Source organism: Qipengyuania flava (genome assembly GCF_019448255.1).
In the GTDB taxonomy this organism is placed as follows: Bacteria; Pseudomonadota; Alphaproteobacteria; order Sphingomonadales; family Sphingomonadaceae; genus Qipengyuania; species Qipengyuania flava_A.
This window is the reverse complement of record NZ_CP080410.1, coordinates 2,302,119-2,323,141: the sequence shown is the minus strand read 5'-3', so window position 1 is coordinate 2,323,141 and position 21,023 is coordinate 2,302,119. Positions and strand designations below refer to the sequence as shown.

Sequence of the window (21,023 nt, the reverse complement as noted above, 5' to 3'; positions counted from 1 at the left end):
GCTACCACGAATCCCCTATTTTACGAGCGGCAAGGCCTTGCGGCAGTCGTCCGCGCATTCGCGGCACATCTTGGCGCAGAGCTGGCAGTGGGGGTTGTCGTGGCCCTCGCATTCGGCAGCGCAGGTTTCGCAGGCCGTGATGCAGGCTTCCAGCTGGGCGCGCAGCACTTCGATATTCTGGGCCGTGCGGCGCGTGGCGAGGCGGGCGGTTGCCGCGCAGACATCGGCGCAATCGAGGCAGTTACGGATGCACTGCGCCATGTCCATGTCCTCAGCCACACAGGCGTCGGCGCAGCTGGTGCAGAAAAGCGAGCACAGCATGGCGTGCCGTGCGGCAAGGACGAGTTCTTCGGTTTCGTTATCGACCTGCGGATGGGCCGCGATCATGGAGGGCAGTGACATGGATGTCCTTTCGGCTGAGGGGTTTATTCCTCAACCGCGAGGCTTCTCACTGCGTTCCCGCGGGTTGGGTCAGGCCGTAGCGGCAGCGCGCTGGACCGATTCGATCACGGCTGCCGGCGGGCAGGGCTTGGCCAGCGCCTGCGCCTTGGGGAAGCGTTCCACCACTTCATCGGGGGTCAGCGCGCCGGAGTGGAAAATGACGGGCACATCCTCTGCCATCATCTGTTCGGCCAGCGGGTAGACGATGCCGTCGCCCAGCTGGATGTCGAGGATGGCGATGTCCGGCTTGGCCTTCTGGTAGGCGAGCATGGCAGAGGACAGGTCATCGAACGGCCCTTCGACAAAATACCCCGCCTCAGCGACCGTATCGCACAGATCGTAGCCGACGATCATTTCATCTTCGGCGACCAATACGCGCAGCTGCTGCTGTCCCATTCAGCCTCTCCTCGTTGGATGTTTCTCCTGCTCCAACGAAATTAACCTGGGACAACGCGTGTTGTTCCCGGCTTAGCGCGTGTTTCCGTATTTGCCCGTAAACCCGGCCTCGTCGCCGCTGGCGAGCAGCTTGGCCTGACCCACCCAGTCATCGCGCCGGATGCGGCCCTGGAAGCGGCCGAGCTGGGCGTCGACACGGTCGATCTCCGCATCGTCCCAGGCGGCGATCTGGGCGAAACTTGTCACGCCCATATCGCGCAGCGTGCCAGCAAGCTTGGGCCCGAGGCCCTTGATCCGCGTGAGCTCGTCCCCGCCAGAGGCCGGAGCGGCAGCTTTGGCCGGCACAGGTTCAGCTGCGGGCGTCGTCGGCGGTACGCCGTCGGCCGGGGCCATGGGCGTTGCGGCGGGCGCGGCGTCGATCAGCGCCTTGTTACGCTGCGCCGGCGCGGCGCCTTCGTCGAGGACATCCTTGGACGTGCCGGTGACCCGCGTCTTGCGCGAGGCACTGAAGACGTACCAGGCGATGACGATGCCGACGACCAGCGCGGCGACCAGCATCGGCCAATAGGTTTGCAGCAATTCGGTCATGCGAATAATTCCCTAGCTTTCGTGACGGCCCCACAGGGCCCAGCCAATCCCGATGCCGGCGCCATAGGCGACGATCATCAGCACGGCGAGTTCGAACCACAGCGGCATGTCAGCGGGCTCCCGGTGTGTCGACAGGGGTGGGGCGAAGCGGCTCGGTACGGATGACCGAGAATTCGATACGGCGGTTGGCGGGGTCGGTCGGGGCGAGCCCATCAACCGGCTGCTGCGATCCGATGCCGTTGGCGCGCAGGCCGTCGCGCGGGATGCCGCGGCGCACCAGCGCCTCGCGCACGGCGCGCGCACGGTCCATGCTCAGCGCAAGATTGCCCGGCTCGGGGCCCGACTGATCGGTGTGGCCGGTGATGGCGATGATCGAGCCGAGACAGGGGCGCAGCGCGTCGGCAACCTCGTCGAGCAGGATGCGGCTTGCAGGCAGCAGCGCGCTGCTGGCTTCCTCGAAGCGGATCGAGCGGGTCCGCAGCAGGCCTTCGACATCCTCCTGGCAGTGGAGCGGCTGGTAGACCGGCTCGTCGCTTTCGGCGCGCATGGTCCCGTCGCTCCACACGACGCCGCCCACGCCGGGCACTGCCGATACCGCGCGGGCCACTTGGGCGCGGGTGGCTTCGTCCAGCGTCTCGCCGCCCGAAAGCAGCGGGTGGCGGGTGGGCGATCCGGCGGCATTGGCAAAGCGCGCGGTCACGCCGGTGCCGCCCGCGTCGGCGATGGCGACCTCAGCCTCGGCCTCGAGCCGGTCGACAAATCCGGGCGCCATCGGTTCGGCGAGCAGGTAACCGCTCACGCCGACGATCACGGCTCCGGCGAAAAAGGCGAGAGAAGGGCGGATCGGCATACCACGGCTCTTAGCCGCCTGCCGACCCGCCTGCCAAGCGGCCTATTCGAGGCCCTGTGCGGTCTTCACCAGTTGGACGAACTCCTGCCGCCAGAAACCGCGCGGATTGCCCGCGAGCGCGGCGATCTGGGGGTAGGAATAGTCGGCCAGCATCGCATCGCCGCGCAGCTTCTGCCCGAAGGCCGCGACCGCGCTAGCAAAGGCGAAATCGCCGCCCGGCGCCCGCGTGGTGCTGAGCGCGCTGGCGGGCAGGGTGTAGGTCAGCAGCGTCGATTTTTCGCCATCGGGCAGCTTGTAGCGCAGCTTGATATAGGCCGCTTCGGCAGCCAGCTGCGTCGCCCGTGCATCGGGTGTGTCCTCGTAGCGGCGGCCCGCGATCCAGCCCTTCGCGCCAACCGGCACGACTTCATAGATGGCGGTCACCTGGTGGCCGGCACCGATATCGCCCGCATCGACCGCGTCGTTGTCGAAATCCTGTTCGCGAAGGACGCGGTTCTCGTAGCCGACGAGACGGTACTGGCTGACCACGGCCGGGTTGAACTCGACCTGGATCTTCACGTCCTTGGCAATGGTGAAGAGCGTTGCGCCCATTTCATCGCCCAGCACCTTGCGGGCTTCCAGCGCGCTGTCGATGTAGGAATAGTTGCCATTCCCGTTGTTGGCGACCTGCTCCATCATCGCATCGTTCAAGTTGCCGCGACCGAAGCCGAGCACCGACAGGGTGACGCCGGTCTCGCGCTTCTTCTCGATCAGCTCGACCAGCGATTCCCGGTCCGAGGTGCCGACGTTGAAATCGCCGTCGGTCGCAAGGATCACGCGATTGACGCCGCCCTCGATCCGGCTGGCTTCGGCCACGCGGTAGGCGAGCTCGATACCGGCACCGCCCGCGGTCGAACCGCCCGCGTTGAGCTGGTCTAGCGCGTCCTTGATCTTGCGCTCGTCATTGGTGGGTTCGAGCACGAGGCCCGCAGCGCCTGCGTAGACGACGATCGAAACGCGGTCCTTGTCGGTCAGCTGACCGGCGAGCTGGCGCATGGCGGTCTTCACCAGCGGCAGCTTGTCGGGGCTCGACATGGAGCCCGAGACATCGAGCAGGAAGACGAGGTTTGCCGGCGGGCGTTCCTCTTCCGGCATTTCGTATCCGGCAAGGCCGATCCGCACGAGGCGCGAGTTCGCGTTCCACGGCGTCACCGCGACATCGGTGTTCACCGTGAAGGGCTGGTCGGTGGTGTCGGGCCGGTCGTAATCGTACCGGAAATAGTTCACGAACTCTTCGGTCCGCACCGATGCCTTGGGCGGCATTTGCCCTTCGGAAATGAACCGCCGCGCGTTGGTGTAAGCGCCGGTGTCGACATCGACCGAGAAGGTCGAGACAGGCTCGCTGGCGACAAGTTTGACCGGCGAGACCTCTTCGCCCTCGTATTGGTCGCGGCTGGACGGGCTGGGCACGAAGACCGGCGGGAAATAGCGGTAGCCCGGGTCTACGATGACCGCACCGGTTTCTGCGTCGAGGACCTCGTCGGCGGCAATCACGCTGACGGGTGCCGCCGATTCCATCACGACACCGCCCTGGACGCGCGACCCCGTGACCACGACGGCCTGCGGCGAGGCGTAGCTTGCAGGAGGGGGCGGCGGAGGAGGAGGCGGTGGGGGCGGTGGCGGTGCCCGGCCGCTGTCGGATGTCTGCGCCTTGGATGCGGTGGTGATGATCTCGTCGCCCCCCTGCTGGGACGCGCAACCGGCAATCAATGCAGCGGCGGCGCAGGCGGTGGCAAGCTTGGCGAAACGCATGGGCAGTCCTCCCCGTTATCTCGGTGTTACAACGTTACCTCCTTGGGCGGTGAACGCTGTCTGAACGGTATGGGGAAGCACGAAACCGCTTAGGTTTCAGATGGTTCGTCCTTGTCGAGATTGCGCTTGAAAAGCACTCGATCTTCGGGGCCGAAGCCCTTTTTCCAGATCACCAGGCCATAGATGCCGAGGATTGCGGGGATGCCGACGATCAGCTCCGCCCACTCGGGAAGCTGGGTTGCAAGCCAGCCCACCAGCACCGCCGGGGCGACCGCCCAGACGAGCGGCCAGCGGAACGTGTTGATCGTGTGTCCGAGGATTTTCGACAGCAGCACGGCCTTCACGAGGCTCGCTGTGCCGAGTGCCAGCATCAGCGCAATGGCGGCGGCAGCAGCCTTGTAGGGCTCGCCATAGCCGCCGCGCACCATGGCTTCGATCAGCACCACGGTCAGCACCGCCTGCAGCACGATGGTGGCAATCGAGATCCACAGATTGCGGACCCGCGCGACATAGACCAGCACGGCCTCGGAGACGACGGCCGTGGCGGCGACCACTTCGGCGATAAGCAGGAAGGCGAGCGCGCCCGTACCGCCGACGAACTCTGGCCCGACAAGGCCCATGACAGCTTCGCCCGGTACGCCCAGCGCCAGCGCGATGCCGGCCTGCATGGCGACGATCCAGAAGCCGACCTGGCAGATCTGCCGGGCGATGGCCTCGTAGTTCTTGGTCTTGAGGTTCTTGGTAATGACGGGGCCAAGGATCGGCTCGAAACTGGTCTTCAGCTTCTGCGGCAGCGAAGCGACCTGCTGGGCGATGTAATAGACGCCGACTGCAGCAGGCGCGGCGAACAGGCCGAGGATGAAGATGTCCACACGGCGCGTGCCCCATTCGATTGCATCGGCGGTGGCAAGCGGCAGCGCGCGCATGGTCATGCGGCCCATGTAGACAGGGTGCGGGCGCCAGTGGCGCGGCGGACCGTAGCAGCGGAAGAACGACCACAGGCCTGTCGCGAGGCCTGCGTAGATCGAGGCGAGGTAGGCCATGGCGAGGCCGGAATCGCTCACGGCGGGCCAGAAGTAGAACACCCCTGCCATGATCGAGATCGTCCACGGCTCGACCACCGCGCGGGCGCGGACAGTGGTGGCGATATCGTATTTGTAGGCCTGTGCGGCGAGCACGATCTCGGTCAGCGCATAGCCGGGGATGGCGAGCACGATGAAGCGGTCGAGCTCGGTGAACTCGCCGCTCGGGAACAGCGGGGCGGGCACGAACCAGAAGAACACGGCGGCAAGGCCTGAAAAGATCAGCGCCAGCAGCATCCCGTCGTAGACGAGGTTCGCTGGATGCGCGTCCTCGCCCTCGGCCAGCCGCTGCGCAAGACCGCGTTTCTCGCCCATCGCGCAGACCAGCGCGACCAGCTCGACCACCACCAGCGCGGAAGCGAAGCGGCCCAGCGCATCGGGGCCGTAAAGGCGCCCGGCAATAAACAGGAACGGCAGCCGCGCGACGAGGCGCAGGATGAAGCCGAAAAAGTTCTGCCTGCCGCCCTTGGCGAGGGCGGACATATCCTCGTCGGGTTTTTCCGCTGTCACTCGGCGCTTCCCTGTTCGGCGCGCAAGGGGCGCGAGAGGAGGCCGGAGACGACCTCGCGCGGTTCATCGCCCTTGAGGAGGCCATAGACCGCGGTAACGATAGGCATGGCGACCGCATGGCGTGCGGCGAGTTCGACCAGCACGGGCGCTGTGTGCGCGCCTTCGGCCACCGTGCGGCGGTCGGCCATCAGGTCTTCGGCCTTTTGCCCTTCGCCCAAGGCCTTGCCGAGCGAGAAATTGCGGCTTGAAGTGGACGAGCAGGTGAGCACGAGGTCGCCGAGGCCGCACAGGCCCGCGAGCGTTTCGGCCCGTGCCCCCAGCGCCTCGCCAAAGCGCAGCATTTCGGCATAGCCGCGCGCGATGAGCGCCGCGCGGGCGTTCTGGCCGAGGCCAAGCCCGTCGACCACGCCGCAGGCAATGGCGAGCACGTTCTTGACCGAGCCGCCGATTTCGGCGCCCGTCACGTCGTCCGAATAATAGGGCCGGAAGGTCTGGCGCGCGACCACGGGGGCGATGCGATCCCACTGCTCTTCGCCCTCGGCGCAGGCGAGCGTGACGGCGGTCGGTAAGCCGGCGGCGACTTCATGCGCGAAGGTCGGGCCGGACAAGACGGCAATCGCGCTGCCGGGCGCGGCGTCCTTGGCCACATGGTTCATCAACCGGCCGCTGCCCGCCTCGATCCCCTTGGAACACAGCACGAGATCGCGCGGATGGGCCGGCATGGCGGACAGCACGCTGCCCATATGCTGCGCAGGCGTAACGACCAGCAGCGCGTCGAGCGCCGCCATTTCGCCCAGATCTCCGGTCGCGCGGATGGTCTCGGAAAGCTTTGCAGACGGCAGGAAGAGCGAGTTGGTGCGCTTCGAATTGATCTCCTCGACCAGCTCTTCCTCGCGGGCCCAGATCAGCACCTCGCGCCCATCGCTGGCGAGCATTTGCGCCAGCGCCGTGCCCCATGCTCCAGCTCCAAGGACGCCGACGCCGCTCATGCCTTTACCCCTGCGCCGCGCACCGGCTCGGCATCAGGGTCCAGCGGCCATCGGGGGCGCGCGGAAATGTCGAGAGGGTCGTCCTGGCCAAGGCGCTCGATACCGGCCCAGGCGATCATCGCCGCGTTGTCGGTGCACAGCCTTGGTGGCGGGGCGGCAAAGCGCATGGAATGATCGGCGGCGAGGCCTTCAAGCGCGGCGCGCACGGTTTTGTTCGCGGCAACACCGCCGGCCACGACCAGCGTGTCGACATCGTCCATGCCCTCGAGCGCAATGCGCAACCGGTCGGTTACGCAATCGACCGCGGCCTGCTGGAAGCTCGCCGCGATGTCCGCGACTGCGTATTGGCCGCTCTCATGCGCGCGCAGGACCGCGCTCTTGAGCCCGGCGAAGGAGAAATGCGGTTCGCCGCTGCCGACCATTGGGCGGGGCAGGGGAACGGCGCTGGCATCGCCTTCCAGCGCCGTGCGTTCGACCGCAGGGCCTCCGGGAAAGCCGAGGCCGAGGATCTTGGCGGTCTTGTCGAAGGCCTCGCCCAGCGCGTCATCGATAGTGGTCGCAAGGCGGCGGTATTCGCCCACGCCATCGACCCGGAGAATCTGGCAGTGCCCACCCGAGACGAGCAGGAGGGCATAGGGAAATTCTATGCTCTCGTCGGCAAGGCGCGGGCTCAGCGCATGTCCTTCGAGGTGGTTGATCGCGATCAGCGGCGTGTCGGTCGCCATGGCGAGGGCCTTGGCGCTCACCAGCCCGACCATGACCCCGCCTATGAGACCCGGCCCGGCGGTCGCGGCAATCGCATCGCAATCGGCCAGGCCTACACCGGCGTCGGCCAGCACGCCCTCGATCATCGGGGCGAGGCGCTCGGCATGGGCGCGCGCGGCAATCTCCGGCACCACGCCGCCGAAGGGCGCGTGCTCTTCGTCCTGCGAAGCGATGCGCTGCGCCACGATACGGCGCGCGCTGTCGACCAGCGCGACCGCAGTTTCGTCGCAAGAGCTTTCTATGCCGAGAACCAGTGCCATCCCGCTTCCCCTTAGCGCCGTGGCTCGCTAGGGCAAGCCGACCCGTATGTCTGACACCCCCCTGATCCGCCTCGGAACCCGCCGATCCCCGCTTGCCATGGCGCAGGCCCACGAAGCCCGCGCGCGCCTGTGCGCAGCGCATGGATGGAAAGAATCGGCGGTCGAACTCGTCCCCGTGATCGCCAGCGGAGACAAGGTGCAGGACCGGCCGCTGGCGGAAATCGGTGGTAAGGCGCTGTGGACCCGCGAACTCGACCAGTGGCTGGTCGACGGGCGCATCGACGCGGCTGTCCATTCGATGAAGGATGTCGAGACCATTCGTCCCGAGGCGCTGGTGATTGGCGCCATCTTGCCGCGCGCGGACAAGGCGGACCGGCTGCTGGGCGCTGCGTCCATCGCCGATATTCCGCAAGGTGCAAGGGTCGGCACCAGCGCCCCGCGCCGCGCGGCCCAGCTGCTGCACGCGCGGCCGGATCTCGAGGTAGTTTCCATCCGCGGTAATGTCGCCACGCGCATGGCCAAGCTCGATGCGGGCGAGGCGGATGCGACCTTCCTTGCCGCCGCCGGGCTGGACCGGCTGGGCGAAGACACGGTGGGCGTCCGGCTCGACCCGTCAGACTGGCTGCCCGCACCGGCGCAGGCCGCCATCGGTCTCGAATGCCGCCGCGAGGACAACCGCGTGCGCGACCTCCTCGCCGCTATCGACCACGCGCCGAGCCACGCCGAAATCGCTGCGGAACGCCGCCTGCTCGAAGGCCTGGGCGGGGGTTGCAGCAGCGCCATTGCCGCGCTTTCGCAGACCGATGGCGAGACAATCACGCTCACCGCGGCGATCTTCAGCCCGGATGGCGCGGTCCGGATAGCCGACACGGCGCGCTTTGCCGCCGGGGACCGGCAGGCCCCGTTGGACCTCGCACGCGCTCTGCTGGAAGCCGCGCCGAGCGCGGTCACCGACCACTTCGGTCAGGCGGCGGGGTGAAGCCGCTGTTCCTCTTCCGGCCCGAACCGGGCTGGTCGGTCAGCGCTCAGAGCGCGCAGGACATGGGAATGAACGTTCGCGGCGCGCCGCTTTTTGCCATCGAGCCAGTTGCGTGGGATGCGCCTTCTCCCGAGGAATTCGACGGCCTGCTGGTGGGCAGTGCCAACGCTTTCCGGCACGCAGGACCCCAGCTTGATGCGTACACCCGGCTGCCCGTGCACGCCGTGGGTGAAGCTACCGCCGTTGCCGCGCGAAATGCGGGCTTCCTTGTCGGTCAGACCGGGCGCGGGGGGCTTCAGGGCTTGCTCGATACGCTCGATGGGCGCGCGCTGCGCTTGCTACGGCTGGCCGGCGAGGACCGCGTTCCCCTGCACGCACCCGACAGCGTCACGGTGGAAACGCGCGTGGTTTATCGCGCAGAGCCGCAAGGCCTGACGAGCGAGGATGCCGAGGCGTTGCGTTCGGGCGGCGTGGTTGCGTTGCATTCGGGCGCGGCAGCCCGGCGCTTTGCCGAAGAGGCGGAACGCGAAGGGCTGGACCGCAGTCGTATCGATCTCGCGCTGATCGGTCCGCGCGTCGAACCGATGGCGGGCACCGGATGGCGATCCATCCACACCGCAGACACGCCTTCGGACACCGACCTACTGGCCTTGGCCCGCGCTTTGTGTCAGACCTAGCCCACCAAAAGATGGAGGCGCCTGAAAACGGGCGCACGGGGTCGCGGAACGGACGTAAATGATCGATTACACCAGCTCCAGGAGCAAGGGGCCGTCTGCGCGGCCTGTCCTGATCGCTGTACTTGCCAGTTTTCTTCTCGGCGGCGCCCTTGCCGGTTACGCCGTCTACACCTTTGCCGGGGACGAAGAGCCCGCTGTCGTGATCGAGGAGGATGAGCCGGTAACGCTCGCCAGTCCCACCACGTCGCCGACCCCCACGCCGAGCGCCACTGCCAGCCAGGCAGCCCAGGAAGCGGTCGAACGCGTGGCCGAGCAGCAGGGCGGCCTCGACCAGCGCCTTGCCGCGGCCGAACAGCGCCTTGCCCGGCTCGACCTGCAAGCCGAAGCCGCAGCCGGGAACGCGGCCCGCGCCGAAGGGCTGCTGATTGCCTTTGCGACCCGTCGCGCGCTCGAGAAGGGCGCGGAGCTCGGCTACCTCGCCGACCAGCTGCGGCTGCGTTTCGGCGACGGCTTGCCCAACGCGGTCGACACCATCATTCGCACCAGCCGCGACCCGGTCACGCTCGACCAGCTGATCGCGCGGCTTGAAGGCCTCGCCCCGCGGCTTGCCGAACCGAGCGGGCAGACCGGCTTTGCGCGCTTTAGCGAAGAACTGTCGCAGCTCTTCGTTGTGCGCCGTGAAAGCGCCCCGTCGCCCCAGCCGCAGCGCCGCCTCGAACGCGCGCGGCTGTTCCTGGAAAGCGGGCGCACCGAATCCGCCATTGCCGAAGTGCGCAACCTGCCGGGTGTCGAGAGCGCCGAAGGCTGGATCCGCGATGCGGAACGCTATGCGGCGGCCCAGCGGGCGCTCGACCTCATCGAAACGGCCGCCGTGCTCGAACCGCGCAATCTGCGCGACGGGGCGGGCAACCGGATCGAGCAGCTAAGCCCGGCGGAAGAGAGCTAGGCTTTCAGCAGTTCGGGCAGCTCGCCGGAGATGCCGCGGGCTTCGTCCATGAAGAAGCGCTTGAGCCAGCTGGTGCGCTGGATGCCCGCCATGCCGAGGCGGCGAACGGCGCTGGCCGTCTTGCCGGGGACGCCGAAAATGCGCGTGAGGCTGTCGGTCGCGCCCATGACCATGAGCGAATCGAGCGCGCGCCATTCCTCGTATTTCTTGAGCACCTGCGCATCGCCAAGATCGAGGCCGAGCCGCAGCGCCTCGTCGAGCACATCGACCAGCGCGCCCACATCGCGCAGGCCCAAATTGAGGCCCTGTCCCGCGATCGGGTGCATGCCGTGCGCGCTGTCACCAATGAGCGCGAGGCGGTGCTCCACGATCTTGGCCGTGTGCTGGAAGCTGAGCGGCCATGAGGAGCGCTGGCTGTTGAGCGTGAGATCGCCAAGCAAATTGCCCATGCGCTTGTAGACTTCGGCCAGGAACGCACGGTCGGACAGCTTGAGCACGCCGGCGGCGTCCTTCTCGTCCACGGTCCACACCAGCGCGCTGCGGTGCTGGCCGTCGGGGCCATCGAGCATCGGGAGCAGGGCGAAGGGCCCGTCGGGATAGAAGATTTCCCAAGCCACGTTCTCGTGCGATTTCGAATGATCGAGCCCGGCGATCATCGCGCGGTGGCTGTAGTCCCAGCTGGCCATCTTGAAGCCGGCTTCTTCGCGGCTCGGCGACCCGCGCCCTTCGGCGCCGACCATCAACGTCGCTTCGAGCACCCGGCCATCGGCGAGCGTCGCGGAAACCCCGAACTCCCCGCGATCGCGTGAGGTGACTTCGACCGGTGCGTGCCAGGCGATCAGCGGTTCTTTAGCAGCGGCTTCGTGCAAGGCGAGGCGCAGCTGGCGGTTGGCGAACATGCGCCCAAGCGTGCCTTCATGCGGTTCGGGACGGAAATCGAGGCGACCCGCCTTCATTTGGTCGAGCACGGCAATCGCCGCGATGTCGCAGCCATGCGGCTCCAGCGTCTCTTCCAGCCCGATGTGGCGGAACAGGCGCCAGCTCGCGGTCGAAATGGCCGAGGCGCGCCCGTCGAACCCTTCTGCGGTGAGGCTGGCCGGATCGGCCCGGTCGACGAGGTGGCACGAAAGGCCCTTTTTCGCGGCCGCCAGGGCCAGGGTCATGCCCACCAGGCCGCCGCCTAGGATCAGCAGGTCTCGCTTGTCTGTCATGGGGCATGTCCCTAGATCGGCCAGCGTGATCGACGCAAGGATATTGGAGCGGGTTGCCGCGCTGCTGATGCTACTGGCCGCGGCCTTCGCCATGCCGGCCTTGGCGCAGGGGGCCCCGCGCGGCCCCGGCAGCGACAAGATGCCCGCCGAGCTGGTCGCCGAAGGCGCCCCGCAGCCGGGCGAGACCTGGATGCTGGCGCTCCATTTCCAGCCCTCGGGCCCCGAATGGCACGGTTATTGGTCAAACCCGGGCGACGCGGGGCTCGGCATGGAGCTCGACTGGGAGCTTCCCGAAGGCTGGGAGCCGGGCGAGCCGCTCTATCCGCTGCCCAAGCGCCTCGTCATCGCCGAGCTGATGAACCACGTGTACGAGGGCGACTACGCCGTGTTGGTGCCGGTTTCAGTGCCGGCCGATGCGGCGGTGGCGAACCTTGCCCCGATTGCGGTCACGGCAAACTACCTTGCCTGCACAGACGTGATCTGCGTGCCGCAACAGGCGCGCCTCACGCTCGATCCATCGCGCAGCGGCGAAGACCCGCGCTTCGGTGCCTGGCGCGCGGCCATTGTTCCGCCGCTCGACAGCGCCGCGCTGTTCGAATTTACACCCACCAGGCTGCGGATCGGCATCCCGATCCCGGCAGAGACCGCGCTTGGGCAGCTGCACCTGTTCCTAGGCACGGCGGAGCTGGGGGAGAACGAGCGCGCCATCTACACCGGCACGCAGACTTTCATCAGCGAAGGCAATTTGCTCGTCGCCGAGATCCCGATCGAGCGTTTTGCCGCGCCCAAGGGTGTGACTTTGACCGCGCAGCCGCGACCCGAGACGATCACCGGTATCCTCGACCTTGGCAACGGGCGCGGGGTGCGTTTCATGGCCGAGCCGGGCGATGTGCCGCTCGAAGGGGTGAAGCCGATCCGCGGCGGCGGGGCCGAACCGGTGCTGTGGCAGCTGCTGCTCGCCGCGCTGTTTGGCGGGCTGCTGCTCAACATCATGCCCTGCGTCTTCCCGATCCTCAGCCTCAAGGCGCTGGCGCTCGCCAAGGCGGGGGGCGAGGAGCGCGCGGCGCGTATCGATGCGCTGGCCTATACCGCCGGTGTGGTGCTGGCTTGCGCAGCGCTCGGCGCCGCGATCCTGCTGCTGCGTTCGGCGGGCGAGCAGGTGGGCTGGGCCTTCCAGCTTCAGGAGCCCGTGGTCGTGGTCGGCCTGTTCCTGCTGGCGCTGGCGATCACTGCCAACTTCCTCGGCGTGTTCGAAGTCCCCGGCATGGCGATATCGGGCGGGGCGCCCTCGCGCGGTGGGTCTTTCTCGACCGGATTGCTGGCCGCATTCGTGGCGACACCGTGCACCGGCCCCTTCATGGCGGCGGCGCTGGGGGCCGCGCTGGTCATCCGGCCGATCCACGGGCTGCTGGTGTTCGTCGCGCTCGGCATTGGGCTTGCGCTGCCCTTCCTGCTCATCGGCTTCGTGCCCGCGTTGCGCCGCCGTTTGCCGAAACCGGGCGCTTGGATGGAGACCTTCCGGCGCTGGATGGCGCTGCCCATGGGGCTGACCGCGCTGGCGCTCGCCTGGCTGGTCTGGCGGATAGGTGGCGGCGAGTATCTCGCGATGGTGCTGGGCCTAGGTGTCCTCGCGCTGGCAGGCCTCGCGCTGACCGGCGTGTTTCAGCGCAAGGGCGGCGGGGCGCTCACGATTCTTGCCGCGCTGGTCGCCGTCCTCGGTCTGGCTACGGCCCTGCTACCGCGCCCCGAAGCGCCGACCGCCTCGGCCGAAAGCCTGCTCGATCCCATCGACTACAGCGAAGCGGCACTCGCCGAAGCGCGCGCCACGGGGCGCCCGGTCTTCGTGTGGTTCACCGCCGACTGGTGCGTGACCTGCAAGGTCAACGAAAGCGTCGCCATCGAGCGCGAGGCAACGCGCGCGGCCTTCGAAGAGGTCGGTGTCATATCCCTGCGCGGTGACTGGACGCAGCCCGATGAGGAGATCAGCCGCATGCTGACCCGCCAGGGCGCGGCGGGCGTCCCGCTCTACCTGTGGTACGCGCCCGGCGGCGAGGCCGAGCAATTGCCGCAGGTGCTTACGCCGGATCTTCTGGTGGAGAAGGCTCGATCGGCTCCGCGTCCTCAGCCTCCTCGCTAGAAGGAGGCGCCGCGATCGCGCGGCAATCCTCGACCAGCGTGCCGGGCAGGGGACTGGGGTTGAGGATTACGCTGCCGGCACCCGGCACCGTGGCCTCGACCTCCCGCGTACCGGTCAGAACGTCCCAGCGCGGGTCGAGCGCGGGCGCCTCGCCATCCCAGCGCCAGATGTCGCCAATGCGCGCCGCATCGATCTTGAAGCGGGCGACATGGCTGTTGCCGATCAGCGCCAGTACCGCCTTGGCGTGCGGGTCGGCGCGGGCGAAGCGCGTATAGGCGATCACCGGCTCGGCGCGCTCGGTCACGCATTCGATGGCGAAGAAGGGCCGTTCGCCGGGATTGCCGTAGAGCAGACGCTCACCTTCTGATGCCGCTGCCCAGATGGCGCGGCTGGTGTCGGGGGAATCGATCGGGTCTGACGGGCCTTCGCTCGACCGGTCGATCCTTGCGCGTTCGACATAGTCGTCGGCGGCCGGCGGCTTGCAGGCCGACAGCAACAGCAGGGGAACGAGGAAAGCGCGGTTCATCGGGGCGCTATGGCCTAGCCGAGGGCGCGCGTTCAAGCGGTGCGGCGCGCGCTATCCTCAGCGGCTGCGGATGAAGTTACGGATATCGCGCGAAAGCTTCACCCGGTCATCGTCGCGCACATACATCATGTGGCCCGATCCGTAGTAATGCAGCTCCACCCGATCCTGCGGGATGCCCATGCGGTTGAGCGAGTATTCCGCGCCGAAGAAGGGCGTGGCGAAATCGTAATAGCCTTGTGCGTTGAACAGGCGCAGGCCCGAATTCTCGCGCATCGCCTTGCCGATCAGCGGTGCCACGTTGAGATAGGCGTTGCGGCCCCATCCGCTGCTCAGCGACCAGTTCCAGTGCCGCCCCGGCTCGCGCCCGATGGACTGGTATTCGCGGTCGGTCTCAAAACCCAGCCCTTCGCGCAGCCAGGCGTTGACCGCTGCGGTGTAGCCCGCATCGATACCGTAGAAGCTGGGATCGTTGTCGGGCGTCTCGCCTGCATTGTCGTAATCCGTACCGGTGTAGCGCGCATCGAGACGGCCGATAGTGAGGCCCCGGTCGCGCAGCAGCTCCTTGTAGAAACGCTGGCTGGTGACGCGCAGGTTCGCTTGGTCGAGATAGGTTTCGGACAAGCCGGTGAGGCGCGATAGCTCGGCGCGGACCGCTGCGCGTTCGGCAGCCGGCAGGTCCTGCCCCTTGAGCAGCGCGGTGGCGAAGGGACCGATGGCGAAACGGCGGGCTTCCTCGGCGATGGCTTCGACCGAGGGGGCTTCGGCCTTGCCGTGGAACCAGGCCGCCGCGGCCATGTTGGGCAGCGTCACGACATAGGCCATTTCGTTGCCCGGTGTCGGCTCGCGCGCGGCGAAGTCGAGGATGGTGGAGACGAGGATGAGGCCATTGAGCGCCACATCGTTGAAGGTCCCGCCTTCCAGCTCGTCCACGACTATGGCGCTACGGGTTGTGCCATAGCTTTCCCCGCCAAGGTACTTGGGGCTGTTCCAGCGGCCATTGTCGTTGATCCATCGGCGGATCACCTGCGCCACCGCGCGCGCGTCTTCGCGAAGGCCGTAGTACTTCTTCGGATCAGTGCCGGGTGTCAGATAGCTGAAGCCCGTGCCCGGCGGGTCGATGAACACGAGGTCGGCGACATCGAGCAGGCTGTCGGGATTGTCGAGCAGCGGGTAGGGCGGTGCGCCATCGTCGCGCGCATCGGAAGGGATGCCGACGCGCTTGGGGCCCCAGGCGCCCATCTGCAGCCACACCGATCCCGAACCGGGGCCGCCGTTGTAGATGAAGAAAACGGGGCGCGAGGTGTCGCGCGGGCTCTTCACATAGCTGGTGGTGACGATGACCGCTTCATCGCTACCGTCATCGCCCTTGAGCACGGTCTCGGCAACCGTGGCGCGGTAGGAGACGCGCTGCCCGCCAAAAGTGCCGACAAGGTCGCGTGTGCGGACCTGCGGTTCGACACTCGCCGCCACCCCGGTCGTCGGCGCGGCGGTGTCCTGCGCGGCGAGGGGAAGGGGAAGGGCGAGAACCGCAGCGGCGGCAAGCAGGCGCGTGATCATGCGCGCTGCTATGGCAAAGCCGAAGCGGCGGGTAAATGCGTTAGCCGAAGCCTAGGTGGAGGCGCAGGCGGCGAGAACGGTATCCAGCGCTTCGCTGCGCGGCGTGGTGACGCGGGTGTCGCCCAGTTCGAGGCGCAGGGGCGGCTCACCGGCGGCGAGGATTGCGAAGGCGGGGCTCTCACCGGCAATCTCGGCTTCCCAGAACGCGCCCGGGCCCGCTGCGCTGGCAACGCCCGTTACGACCACCTCGGCCGTTTGCGTATCCGATGTGAGGGTGACGGTGGCGCTAGCGTCCGGCTTAGCCGATCCCATCCATTGCATCGCCAGCGTATCGTCGCCGGTCATACCCGTGTTGCACGAAAGAGTGAGCACGGCGTCGTCTCCGCCCCGGCCGAGAACGGCGGTGCGAGTGGAAGGCTGGTAGCGCCACTGCAGAGCGCCTTCCTCGTCCCAATCGGCTTCGCCGCTACGGGTGGCGATGACGGGCTGGTTGGCCGCGATGACGGCCGCCGCTTCGCTCGCCTCCCCGGCCTTTTCGTCGGGATTGCCGCAGGCAGCGAGCGCGATGAGGCTGGCGACGAGTAGGATGATACGCATGGCAAAAAACTCCTGAAACCTTTGCCCAATCAATCATCGCGGAGGGCAAAGGTTTCAGAAAATCACGGTTAATCAGGTGTTTACTATACCTTGAGACAGGCGCCCAAAGGGGTCACGCCCGCTTATTCACTTGGCGCGGGCTTCACGAATTTCATCACGAAGCGGTCGGTCTTGCCGCGGATTTCCGGCGCAAAGACGTTGGTCGTGTGATCGTCTTCCGCGTTCGCAAGCAGGTCGCTTTCCGCTTCGAGGACGAAGCCGACCTTCTCGAAGTCGGCACGAACGGTGGCCGGGTCGATCCGGTGCAGCGCCTCGACCGTTTCGCGCGTGTCGCCCGGGTTGGCCGCGTGGTCGATCACGCCCACGACGCCGCCGGGCTTCATCGCGGCATAGAGCGTATTCAGATAATCCGCCGGTTCCGAACGCGGCACGTCGAACTGCTCCGACGTCCAATAAAGGTCGTGGTAGACGAGGTTCATGACCGCGAAATCGAAGCGGTCGGGTGCGCTTTGGAAATCCTCGAAGCGGTAGCGTTCGAGCGTGATGCCGGGCTGGGCCTCGGCGAGCGCGGTCCAGCGTTCCTCGTTGTAGAACTGCTCGGGCTCCAGCGCAGTTACGCTGCCGCTATCACCCACGGCTTCGGCAAGGATTTCGGCCCAGTAGCCGCCGCCCGAAATGAGGTCGGCCGCATCGTCGCCCTGCTCGAGGCCGAGGAATGCGAGCACTTCGGCAGGCTTGCGGCTCTCGTCGAGCGCGCGCGCCTCTTCGGGACGCGCTTCATTGGCGACGGCGGCGGCCAGCGTTTCGGCCGAGACAAGCTCAGCCGCCGGCACTTCCGTTTCGGTGTCGGGCGCGGCGCTGCACGCGGCAAGCGACAGCGCCAGCGCGCCTGCAAGGCTAAGGGACAATTTCATCGGTATTCCTCCCACAACAGATGTCGGGGAGGATGAACCGCTGGCGCGGCGAGCAAAAGGGGCCGGCACGGCGCTGGTCGAGACAGCGGCACCCCCGGTCGATGGGACGCCGATCCTAGGGCTTGCCGCCCATTCGCTTGTAGCGCGTCTTTCCGTAGCGGGTCTTGCGCGTGCCGGGCCGCCCGGCATCGCTGCGACCGACGCGCGGAGCCTTCTTCTCTTCCTCGCCAACGCCGAGTTCGTCGTTCTCGAGGCGGCGGATCTCGTCGCGCAGGCGTCCTGCCTCCTCGAATTCGAGATCGGCGGCGGCGGCGCGCATGCGTTTTTCGAGGTCCTCGATGTAGGCGCGCAGGTTGTGCCCGACGAGGTTGTTGCGCTCGTCATCGCCCGTATCGACCGTGACGCCATCCTGGCTGGCGGTGTCGGCGACGATATCGGCGATGTTGCGCTTGATCGTCTGCGGCGTGATGCCGTGCTCTTCGTTATAGGCCTTTTGCTTTTCGCGGCGACGGTCGGTTTCCGCCATTGCGCGTTCCATCGAGCCGGTGACCCGGTCGGCGTAAAGGATCACGCGCCCGTCCACGTTGCGCGCGGCACGGCCGATGGTCTGGACAAGGCTGGTCTCCGAACGCAGGAACCCTTCCTTGTCGGCATCGAGGATGCAGACCAGCCCACATTCGGGAATGTCGAGGCCCTCGCGCAGCAGGTTGATGCCCACCAACACGTCGTAGACGCCGAGCCGGAGGTCGCGGATCAGCTCGATACGTTCGAGCGTCTCCACGTCGGAATGCATGTAGCGCACCTTCACGCCCGCCTCATGCATGAATTCGGTAAGGTCTTCCGCCATGCGCTTGGTCAGCGTGGTGACGAGCGTGCGGTAGCCCATCTGAGCGGTCTTCTTGCATTCCTCGATGCAGTCCTGGACCTGGTCCTCGACCGGCTTGATCTCGACCGGCGGGTCGATGAGGCCGGTGGGGCGGATGACCTGTTCGGCAAAGACGCCGCCGGTCTGCTCCATTTCCCACGGGCCCGGCGTGGCCGAAACCGCGAAGGTCTGCGGGCGCATCGCGTCCCATTCGTTGAAGCGAAGCGGGCGGTTGTCGATGCAGGACGGCAGGCGGAAACCGTATTCGGCCAGAGTCAGCTTGCGGCGGTGGTCCCCGCGCGCCATCGCGCCGATTTGCGGCACGGTCTGGTGGCTTTCATCGACGAACAGCAGCGCATTCTCGGGCAGGTATTCGAACAGCGTGGGCGGCGGTTCGCCGGGCAGGCGACCGGTGAGGAAGCGGCTGTAGTTCTCGATGCCTGCGCAGGAGCCGGTGGCGGCGATCATCTCGAGATCGAAATTGGTGCGCTGCTCCAGCCGCTGCGCTTCGAGCAACCGGCCTTCCTCGTTCAGTTCTTTGAGGCGCTCCTGCAGCTCGAACTTGATGGCCTCGCTCGCCTGTTTCATCGTCGGGCCGGGGGTTACGTAGTGCGAATTCGCATAGACGCGCACCTTGTCGAGGCTGGCGCCCTTCTTGCCGGTCAGCGGGTCGAACTCGCTAATCTCTTCGATCTCGTCACCGAAGAAGCTGATGCGCCAGGCCATGTCCTCGTAGTGCGAGGGGAAGATTTCGAGGTTGTCGCCGCGCACGCGGAAGTTGCCGCGCGCAAAGGCAGCATCGTTGCGCTTGTACTGGAGGGCGACGAGCTTGCGGATCAGCTCGCGCTGGTCGACCTGCGTGTCCTTCTTGATGTCGAAGATCATGGCCGAATAGGTTTCGACCGATCCGATACCGTAGAGGCACGAGACCGAGGCGACGATGATCACGTCGTCGCGTTCGAGCAGCGCGCGCGTGGCCGAGTGGCGCATCCGGTCGATCGCCTCGTTCACCGAGCTTTCCTTCTCGATGTAGGTGTCGCTTCGCGGCACGTAGGCTTCGGGCTGGTAGTAGTCGTAATAGCTGACGAAATACTCGACCGCGTTTTCCGGAAAGAAGCTTTTGAACTCCCCATAGAGCTGGGCGGCGAGGATCTTGTTGGGGGCGAGGATCAGCGCCGGGCGCTGCAGTTCCTCGATCACCTTGGCCATGGTGAAGGTCTTGCCCGATCCGGTGACGCCGAGCAGCACCTGTGTCTTGTCGCCGTCCCTTGCCGAACCGGTCAGCTCGGCAATGGCGGTCGGCTGGTCGCCCGATGGCGTGTAGTCCGAGACGAGCTTGAACGGCTTGCCCGGCATCGACTTTTCGGGCCGGGCGGGCTTGTGGGGGACGAACTCTCCCGTGGTGTCGGGTTCTTCGAGGCCGCGGCGGATGATGAGTTCGCTCATGGGTGCACATATGGGGAACATCGCGGTGGTGTGCAACGGTGCTTGCCAGAGCCTCTCCGGCTGCTAGCCTTGCAGATGAATTGGGGAGATAACCGCATGAAACGTATCGTACTTGCCGCCACTACCTGCCTCGCCCTTGCAGCCTGCGGAGGCGGAGCCAGCAGTGATGCCGACGCGGATGGCGACGGCGAAATCAGCATGGCCGAAGCCGCCGCCTCGACCGAGGACATGGTCCGGCCGCAGGCGGGCAAGTACCGCGCCACGGTCGAATTCGTCGATGTCGAAGTGCCCGATGCGCCGCAGCAGGTGCAGGACATGATGCGCTCCATGTTCGACCGCGGGCCGCAGACCCACGAATACTGCCTGACCGAAGAAGAGGCCGAGAAGGGCTTCGAGGAAATGGCCAAGCAGGCGCAGGAAGGCGATTCCGACTGCACCTTCGAAAAGTTTGAAGCATCCGGTGGATCGATCGACGCGATCATGAATTGCAGCGCAGGCGAGGATGGTTCGGCGCGCATGACCATGACCGGTACCGGCAGCGAAACTTCCTCGGAAATGCGCATGACCATGGAAGCGCAAGGGCCGGGCGGTCAGTCCATGACCATGACCATGACGAGCTCGCAGGAACGCATCGGCGACTGCGACGCTTAAGCGACCGCAGGCAGAAAACGGGAGCCAAGCGGCCCATCGCGCATTATTACACTGTGATGGCAACGTTACCGTTCAAAGACGCCGCGCTCGTCAAACGCGAAGAGTTGGCCCGCCGGCTCGCGCTGGCTTCCGAACCCTGTCCCGACGACGCGCGCGGTCCGCGCTGGCAGCTGCTGCTGCGCGAATTCCTGTGGCCGCTGGAGCCGCTGCGCCGCAAGATGGGCGCGCCGCTGGAGATTGCGCCTGCCCGCAATCCCAAGACGGTCCTGGTCCTGCCGGGCTTCGGCGCGCACCCGATCCGCATGCGCTGGATGGCGCGCAAGCTGGAGAAGGCCGGGCATACGACCAAGAAATGGGGCCTCGGCTACAACCTCGGCGCCACGGAAGAACGCTTCCGCAAGGTCGAGAAGCGGCTGGTGGATTTGCACGAGCGCACCGGGGAACCGCTCTACCTGCTGGGCTGGAGCCTCGGCGGGGTCATGGCGCGCGAACTGGCCAAGGCGCATCCCGACAAGGTCGCCAAGGTCATCACCATGGGCTCGCCCTTCTCGGGCAGTCCGCGCGCGAACAATGGCTGGCGCGCCTACCAGGCGATTGCCGGGCACCGCGTGGACGAGCCGGAGATTGAGGCTGTCGTGCACGAGAAGCCCCCGGTCGAAACGGTCGCCTTGTGGAGCCCGCGCGATGGCATCGTTCACCCGCGATCGGCCTGTGGCCGGCCGGGCGAGCGGGACCGCAGCGTGGCGCTGCGCTGTTCGCACATGGGCTTTACCCTGACGCATGAGGCGGTCGAGGCGGTTCTTGGGGAACTGGACCGCGATTGAACCTTTAGTCACCTGAAGGGG

The 21,023-nt window shown here is 66.8% G+C and carries 20 protein-coding genes; 6 read left to right on the top strand and 14 right to left on the bottom strand.

Going from position 1 to position 21,023, the window contains the following annotated elements; translation table 11 throughout:
• Nucleotides 1-15: 15 nt before the first annotated feature.
• From KUV82_RS11545 to tsaD, 8 genes are all read right to left on the bottom strand, one after another.
• Nucleotides 16-402 (bottom strand): four-helix bundle copper-binding protein, encoded by a 387-nt coding sequence (locus KUV82_RS11545; RefSeq protein WP_219954413.1) that lies wholly within the window; start codon nucleotides 400-402, stop codon nucleotides 16-18.
• A 69-nt stretch (nucleotides 403-471) separates the two neighbouring features.
• Nucleotides 472-837: a response regulator gene (locus tag KUV82_RS11540; protein WP_219954412.1), complete on the bottom strand. Its 366-nt coding sequence runs from the start codon at nucleotides 835-837 to the stop codon at nucleotides 472-474.
• Nucleotides 838-909: 72 nt separating this feature from the next.
• Nucleotides 910-1,425, bottom strand: a complete 516-nt coding sequence (locus KUV82_RS11535; protein ID WP_219954411.1) for a hypothetical protein — start codon at nucleotides 1,423-1,425, stop codon at nucleotides 910-912.
• A 109-nt stretch (nucleotides 1,426-1,534) separates the two neighbouring features.
• On the bottom strand, nucleotides 1,535-2,275 hold the full coding sequence (locus KUV82_RS11530) for an OmpA family protein (RefSeq protein ID WP_219954410.1): 741 nt from the start codon (nucleotides 2,273-2,275) through the stop codon (nucleotides 1,535-1,537).
• A 42-nt stretch (nucleotides 2,276-2,317) separates the two neighbouring features.
• Entirely contained in the window at nucleotides 2,318-4,066 is a 1,749-nt protein-coding gene (locus tag KUV82_RS11525) for a vWA domain-containing protein (protein WP_219954409.1), read from the bottom strand.
• A gap of 89 nt (nucleotides 4,067-4,155) precedes the next feature.
• Nucleotides 4,156-5,631 (bottom strand): lipopolysaccharide biosynthesis protein, encoded by a 1,476-nt coding sequence (locus KUV82_RS11520; RefSeq protein ID WP_219956312.1) that lies wholly within the window; start codon nucleotides 5,629-5,631, stop codon nucleotides 4,156-4,158.
• Nucleotides 5,632-5,654: 23 nt separating this feature from the next.
• Nucleotides 5,655-6,647 (bottom strand): NAD(P)H-dependent glycerol-3-phosphate dehydrogenase, encoded by a 993-nt coding sequence (locus tag KUV82_RS11515; RefSeq protein WP_219954408.1) that lies wholly within the window; start codon nucleotides 6,645-6,647, stop codon nucleotides 5,655-5,657.
• Complete coding sequence (tsaD, locus tag KUV82_RS11510) at nucleotides 6,644-7,672, bottom strand: tRNA (adenosine(37)-N6)-threonylcarbamoyltransferase complex transferase subunit TsaD (protein ID WP_219954407.1); 1,029 nt, start codon at nucleotides 7,670-7,672, stop codon at nucleotides 6,644-6,646. Before tsaD ends, KUV82_RS11515 begins: the two co-directional genes overlap by 4 nt.
• A gap of 46 nt (nucleotides 7,673-7,718) precedes the next feature.
• Between tsaD and hemC the strand changes: the two genes are divergently transcribed.
• The 3 genes from hemC to KUV82_RS11495 are packed head-to-tail and all read left to right on the top strand — an operon-like array spanning nucleotide 7,719 to nucleotide 10,274.
• The gene (gene hemC / locus KUV82_RS11505; protein WP_219954406.1) at nucleotides 7,719-8,651 is read left to right on the top strand and encodes a hydroxymethylbilane synthase; all 933 of its coding nucleotides are present in this window, start codon (nucleotides 7,719-7,721) and stop codon (nucleotides 8,649-8,651) included.
• On the top strand, nucleotides 8,648-9,328 hold the full coding sequence (locus KUV82_RS11500; RefSeq protein ID WP_258319738.1) for a uroporphyrinogen-III synthase: 681 nt from the start codon (nucleotides 8,648-8,650) through the stop codon (nucleotides 9,326-9,328). The genes hemC and KUV82_RS11500 overlap by 4 nt, the downstream gene beginning before the upstream one ends.
• A 58-nt stretch (nucleotides 9,329-9,386) precedes the next feature.
• Nucleotides 9,387-10,274 (top strand): hypothetical protein, encoded by an 888-nt coding sequence (locus tag KUV82_RS11495; RefSeq protein WP_219954405.1) that lies wholly within the window; start codon nucleotides 9,387-9,389, stop codon nucleotides 10,272-10,274.
• On the opposite strand, the gene KUV82_RS11490 is transcribed toward KUV82_RS11495, so the two are convergent.
• Nucleotides 10,271-11,485, bottom strand: coding sequence for an FAD-dependent monooxygenase (locus tag KUV82_RS11490; protein ID WP_219954404.1), 1,215 nt, complete (start codon nucleotides 11,483-11,485; stop codon nucleotides 10,271-10,273). The genes KUV82_RS11495 and KUV82_RS11490 overlap by 4 nt on opposite strands.
• 25 nt (nucleotides 11,486-11,510) lie before the next feature.
• Between KUV82_RS11490 and KUV82_RS11485 the strand changes: the two genes are divergently transcribed.
• Nucleotides 11,511-13,622 (top strand): protein-disulfide reductase DsbD family protein, encoded by a 2,112-nt coding sequence (locus tag KUV82_RS11485; RefSeq protein WP_309148075.1) that lies wholly within the window; start codon nucleotides 11,511-11,513, stop codon nucleotides 13,620-13,622.
• On the opposite strand, the gene KUV82_RS11480 is transcribed toward KUV82_RS11485, so the two are convergent.
• The 5 genes from KUV82_RS11480 to uvrB form a co-directional block, all read right to left on the bottom strand.
• Complete coding sequence (locus tag KUV82_RS11480; RefSeq protein ID WP_219954403.1) at nucleotides 13,561-14,148, bottom strand: hypothetical protein; 588 nt, start codon at nucleotides 14,146-14,148, stop codon at nucleotides 13,561-13,563. The genes KUV82_RS11485 and KUV82_RS11480 overlap by 62 nt on opposite strands.
• Before the next feature lie 57 nt (nucleotides 14,149-14,205).
• Nucleotides 14,206-15,705: a S10 family peptidase gene (locus KUV82_RS11475; protein ID WP_219954402.1), complete on the bottom strand. Its 1,500-nt coding sequence runs from the start codon at nucleotides 15,703-15,705 to the stop codon at nucleotides 14,206-14,208.
• A 51-nt stretch (nucleotides 15,706-15,756) separates the two neighbouring features.
• Nucleotides 15,757-16,302 (bottom strand): hypothetical protein, encoded by a 546-nt coding sequence (locus KUV82_RS11470; RefSeq protein WP_219954401.1) that lies wholly within the window; start codon nucleotides 16,300-16,302, stop codon nucleotides 15,757-15,759.
• Between the two features lie 122 nt (nucleotides 16,303-16,424).
• A complete protein-coding gene (locus KUV82_RS11465) occupies nucleotides 16,425-17,216 on the bottom strand; it encodes a class I SAM-dependent methyltransferase (RefSeq protein WP_219954400.1) in 792 nt (263 codons plus the stop codon).
• A gap of 115 nt (nucleotides 17,217-17,331) precedes the next feature.
• Complete coding sequence (gene uvrB / locus KUV82_RS11460) at nucleotides 17,332-19,527, bottom strand: excinuclease ABC subunit UvrB (RefSeq protein WP_219954399.1); 2,196 nt, start codon at nucleotides 19,525-19,527, stop codon at nucleotides 17,332-17,334.
• Nucleotides 19,528-19,623: 96 nt separating this feature from the next.
• Here uvrB and KUV82_RS11455 point away from each other — a divergent pair, with 96 nt between their 5' ends.
• Entirely contained in the window at nucleotides 19,624-20,178 is a 555-nt protein-coding gene (locus KUV82_RS11455) for a DUF3617 domain-containing protein (RefSeq protein ID WP_219954398.1), read from the top strand.
• A gap of 56 nt (nucleotides 20,179-20,234) precedes the next feature.
• Complete coding sequence (locus KUV82_RS11450; RefSeq protein WP_219954397.1) at nucleotides 20,235-21,002, top strand: esterase/lipase family protein; 768 nt, start codon at nucleotides 20,235-20,237, stop codon at nucleotides 21,000-21,002.
• Nucleotides 21,003-21,023 lie beyond the last annotated feature (21 nt).